A 2,931-nucleotide genomic window follows, 5' to 3' on the forward strand; every position below is an offset into this window, starting at 1 on the left:
CGATTCATCGGTATAGCGCGCGCCGCCGCTCAAAGTCCAGCTGTCAGCAAATTCCCATTCACTATGCATAAACAACGCAGCCACTTCGGCGACCTGATTACCACCAAAACCCGAGCGATTATCGAGCCCGGCCACGCCATCACCATCGGGTGCATCAACAGGGAAAATAATACTAACCGTCTCGTGGTGCAGGCGCTGAAACTCAGCGACATCGTCTTCGCTATAGTTAACACCAAGCTGCCAAAACACATCGTCGCGATAATGGCCAGCCAGACGCCACTCTAGGTTGTAATAATCAGTGGTGGCAAAAACATTGCGCTCGGTATTCACCGTATCTACGCCCGACTGGGGAATAAAGCTACCGTCAGATTCAAAGCGGCCCGCTGAAGCCAAAAACACCGCCTCCAAACTTTCCGACAAGGTCCAGCTCACCCGCACACCAGTGGAGTAAAAACTGTCGTTTAAGCGAAACTCCATGCCATTGTTAGGCCAATCTGCCGCTCGATTATCCTGGGTGTCTTTATCATTGACCGGGTAATCTGCCACCTCGGGGTGCAGCCCCGCCGCACCCAAGGTCGCGTTCTGCGATTCAATCGCAATGACCTGCAAGGCCTGGGGCTCGGAGCGATCACGCCAGCCATCAAGGTGATAGCTAAGGTCAATATTGTCGGCCACCAGCCAGCTCAGGGAAAAGCGCCCGCTCTGCTTATCGACTTCGCCCAAAGTATCGTAGCCAAATTGCTGGTATTCGCCGCCAAGATCGCGGCCCGTTTTACCGTTATAGGCGTCACTGCTAGCGTGGCGAGTACGGCTCCGCTGCCAGCCTTCACTACTATTGATACCGCGTAACGCCAAGCGCGCGCTCACGGTCTCAGACAAGGGCCCACTAATAAAGCCATTGGCTTCCGTGGTTTCATAGCTGCTATACCCGAGACTTCCGCCGTAGATCAGACTATCACTGGGTTTATTGGCGATATAGTTAATAGCGCCGCCGGTGGTGTTACGGCCATAAAGCGTGCCCTGCGGGCCCTTCAGCACTTCAACCCGGGCGAGATCCAAGTTACTGCCCTTGGTCATTATCGGAAACGGCAAATTAAACTCGTCAATATACACACCAACGGTGGCGCTGGCTGTTTGACTATTTTCATTAAAGCCCACGCCGCGCAGAGTATAAATGGGAGTGTTAAAGCCGCCATCCGCGTAGGAAAAACCCGGTAGTAATTTGCCGAGATCCGTGGTGTCACTCACCCCGAGAGCGACAAGATCTTCGCCGGTATAAGTCGCAATCGCCAAGGGGATGTCATTGGCGCCTTCTTCGCGCTTTTGAGCCGTAACCAGCACCTCTTCAATACTCAAGCCGCGACGAGCTGGCGTATTTTCTTCAGCGTACAACGCAGTTGCTTGAGTTAAGCCCAGTAAAACCAAGGTCAATTTCGTAGAGGTGTTCACCAAACTCGCTCCCAGCATACAATTAGCAGCGCATGCTATGGATTCAGCCCAGTGTTTTCAAGCGATTGCGGCCTATAGCGATTAAATATTCTAAGTTTAGATCAAAAAGTTATTAGCTGTCTTTTCAACAACTTAAAAAATATGACTACACCCTTTATGCCCCTGCCAATGTGGCCCGCCACTTCGCCAGCATGGTATCGCGCTGAGATTCACTTACTGCCGCCCGACCCAGCCACACACTTAGAATCAAAGCGGCAGAATTCGGATTCCGAATTGCTCCCAGGTAGCTCGCATTTAAATACAGCTGTAAACCCTGCTCGGGCCGCCAAGCGAGGCGGTATTGATCGCCTTTCTCAACACTTTTGTACCAACTGCTAAACAGGGCGATGTCTTCAGTCGCGGCAGCCAACTCCGCTGGCGCGTATGCACCCTCAAGCGCCTTCTTGGTCATACTGCGGAAACGCTCTGCCGACACCCCGACTTTATATTCAATAATTATCTGTTTGGCATAGTCTGGCGCGAGAATATCCCCTGACTCGGGGAAAGCTTGCTGGGGGTCTACCTGCAGGCGGGTGTAGGTTAAATCCTTCCACAACAAACTAAAGGTTTCTGCACTCACCGTGCGCCAGCCATCTGCCGCCGCCAACGTGGCGGGCAGTACGCCAAGCAATAGTAAAAAACTTAAAAAATACGCCTGCCGATATTTAATCATCATTTAGCACCATCAATAACGGCCATTGAACTAAGGCCTAACATAATTAACTCGAGCAATTTAAACACCATAAGCACACTACATTAACTGTCCTCAGCTGATAAAGCTTAAGCCAAGGCGCTTTTTACGGCCGATGGCAAAGCCTGCCCTGCCAATAAGGCCAAACAACAATAATGCTATTATTAACGCTCCCACTGAGTGGCGATATTCCAATGCAAGGTCGCGGCTAATACCGTGACTGCCAGCGTTCCTAGCAATATCACTATTTTGCGCAAACTGTTATAACGCAGAGGGTTCAGCGCAAGAATGAGATATTCACAGGCAGCGCCAAGCAAGGTACAGTATTACCCGTTCAGCTCAGCATGGGCAATACCAAGCCGCCTTGGCCGCCAACTGCCCTGCGCGTCGATCCATGCCCCCATGGGCGTGTCGTTCAGCACATAGCTAAACATTGCAGCAAAGAACACAAGACCAACTATGCTATAGCCACCTAGCTCAGCAAGCCATAGCGGGGCATATAGATAAACAGGCAGGCCTAAAGCCGCCAAAGTAAGACCTGGCAAAGCGTATCGCGCGAATTGCCATTTTCGGGAAGGACTCCGCATGTAATTCTCCATAGCGGCGACAAATAACGTCGCCTCACCACTTATGGTTATTGTGGCTGATCTGTCTAGGAAGAATATACGTAAGTAAACTAAAGCGGGATCAATGAATTATATATGCAAGCACCATTAAACATAGCCGTGATCGGCTCCGGCATTTCCGGCCTC

General features: G+C 51.2%; 3 protein-coding genes. All 3 read right to left on the reverse strand.

Translation table 11 applies throughout. From position 1 onward, the window contains the following. On the reverse strand, window positions 1-1,449 hold a 1,449-nt coding region (locus ABYT30_RS17890; protein ID WP_373097848.1), incomplete at its 3' end, for a TonB-dependent receptor plug domain-containing protein. A gap of 154 nt (window positions 1,450-1,603) precedes the next feature. After that, on the reverse strand, window positions 1,604-2,164 hold the full coding sequence (locus tag ABYT30_RS17895) for a chalcone isomerase family protein (RefSeq protein WP_373081754.1): 561 nt from the start codon (window positions 2,162-2,164) through the stop codon (window positions 1,604-1,606). 341 nt (window positions 2,165-2,505) lie between these two features. Beyond that, window positions 2,506-2,766: a hypothetical protein gene (locus ABYT30_RS17900; RefSeq protein WP_373097849.1), complete on the reverse strand. Its 261-nt coding sequence runs from the start codon at window positions 2,764-2,766 to the stop codon at window positions 2,506-2,508. Window positions 2,767-2,931 lie beyond the last annotated feature (165 nt).

The sequence above is a fragment of the Zhongshania sp. genome, assembly GCF_041623545.1.
Lineage (GTDB): Bacteria > Pseudomonadota > Gammaproteobacteria > Pseudomonadales > Spongiibacteraceae > Spongiibacter.